This window comes from Parabacteroides sp. CH2-D42-20 (assembly GCF_003670185.1).
In the GTDB taxonomy this organism is placed as follows: domain Bacteria; phylum Bacteroidota; class Bacteroidia; order Bacteroidales; family Tannerellaceae; genus Parabacteroides; species Parabacteroides distasonis.
In genome coordinates this window covers 1-1,401 of sequence record NZ_RAYG01000080.1, presented here as the reverse complement: position 1 = coordinate 1,401, position 1,401 = coordinate 1, and the positions used below count along the sequence as shown (strand labels likewise).

Genomic DNA, 1,401 nt, shown 5'->3' with positions numbered 1-1,401 from the left:
ACAGTCGAATATTCGTGTAGCCAGTTCATTCAAACTTTTGTTTTCAATATCATAGCCCGAAACTTCCCGGTTGTAAAAAAGGGATGTCGGTATGTTCAGAAACATACTCATGGCGTGGGGCTGGAACACGACCACTATCATTTCTGTATTGCCGTCAGCATACAAATGGGATGAAAAATTAACTTGTCCGCTGATGGTAAGTTTGTCTTGTATAACATTCAATTCGGGAATATATAGTGGTGTTTGCTTATGGAAGATGATTTGAGGGCAACCGATAGGAAAAGTCAGGGTATTCAAAAACTGGTTACTTTTGAATACCCAATAATATCTCACGTAAGGTTGCAATAGCTTACATGGCTTGTAAAATTTGAACTTCTCTTGAATCATTTTACAAAAGTAGCAATTTCGTGTTAGTTACTAAGTAAAAAGAGGTAAATGAAACATAGAAACGACTGCGCATAATGACAAAGTCGTTTCTATGATAAGAATTATATTTTCAATCCTTTCGGTCGATTCCCATCTTTCGTATATAGTTCCGGACGTCCGATGATGATATGGTGGACCCTATGAAATTCTCGGCGTTTCGCATTATTTCACAGGGCTGTGTACCTACAGTATTTTTTAGGTGTACAATGGAATTTATCCTTTCTGTTGTTCCCACTTAGCATACATCTCCCTTGAAAGTTCCACGATCTCCCGGCTCAGTTTCACAAGGTCGATGGTATGTTTCTCCAACTTGTAGAGCAACGCCATCGCCTTCTTCTCCGAAAAGTGGATGCGCAACTCTTTAACGACCTGATTGTAGTTCGTACCGATGGCACGGAACTGGGCGTGGAAGTCCGACAGTTTGGTGTAGTAGTCCACCAGCGTCTTGTCCACTTTCAGCACCTTGAACTTCTGCCCGAAGAAATGCGCCTTCAGAAAAACAGCTTTCGCATACACCTGTGATTCTTCGTACATCGTGAGAAATTTGTTCCATTCCTCATCATCGAAGCGCACCATCACGCAGTGCGTCTTCGGGTTCAATTTGGGATTTCTCCCGTACTTGCTCTTCTTTTCCATTCTCTTGTTCTTTTAATTTAATGGTTCATCCATTGTTTAATCTTTGATTAAGGAACCCCGAAATTATCCGACTGCGGAGGATAATTCTACCCACGGCGGTGAAGGTGTTTTCAGTTACTTAGAATTATTCGGGTAACTGAAAATATATCTTGCTGTGTCTTTGAGGGCACAAAAATCCTCCGTTTGTCGGATTGGGAAAACACCTTTCAAACTCCAAGTCGCTTCATCCGGGTATTCCTCACTGTTCGGGTACAAAGTTACACCTTAACACGGTATCGGACAGTGGTTTGAACCGGACAATGGCTACCTATCGACGCAATATGCAGCCACTTATCGAAA

The 1,401-nt window shown here is 41.8% G+C and carries 2 protein-coding genes; both read right to left on the bottom strand.

Annotated features, from left to right (window positions below):
- Positions 1–387: DUF6597 domain-containing transcriptional factor (locus D7V92_RS22570; RefSeq protein ID WP_370036714.1), on the bottom strand; the 387-nt coding region annotated here is incomplete at its 3' end.
- A 252-nt stretch (positions 388–639) separates the two neighbouring features.
- Positions 640–1,062 carry a conjugal transfer protein MobA gene (gene mobA, locus D7V92_RS21790; RefSeq protein WP_024988826.1) on the bottom strand — a complete coding sequence of 141 codons (423 nt, stop codon included), beginning with the start codon at positions 1,060–1,062 and terminating at the stop codon, positions 640–642.
- Positions 1,063–1,401 lie beyond the last annotated feature (339 nt).

Coding starts and splice junctions, on each gene's coding strand:
- mobA (WP_024988826.1), bottom strand. CDS start 1,062: ATGGAAAAGAAGAGCAAGTACGGGAGAAATCCCAAATTGAACCCGAAG.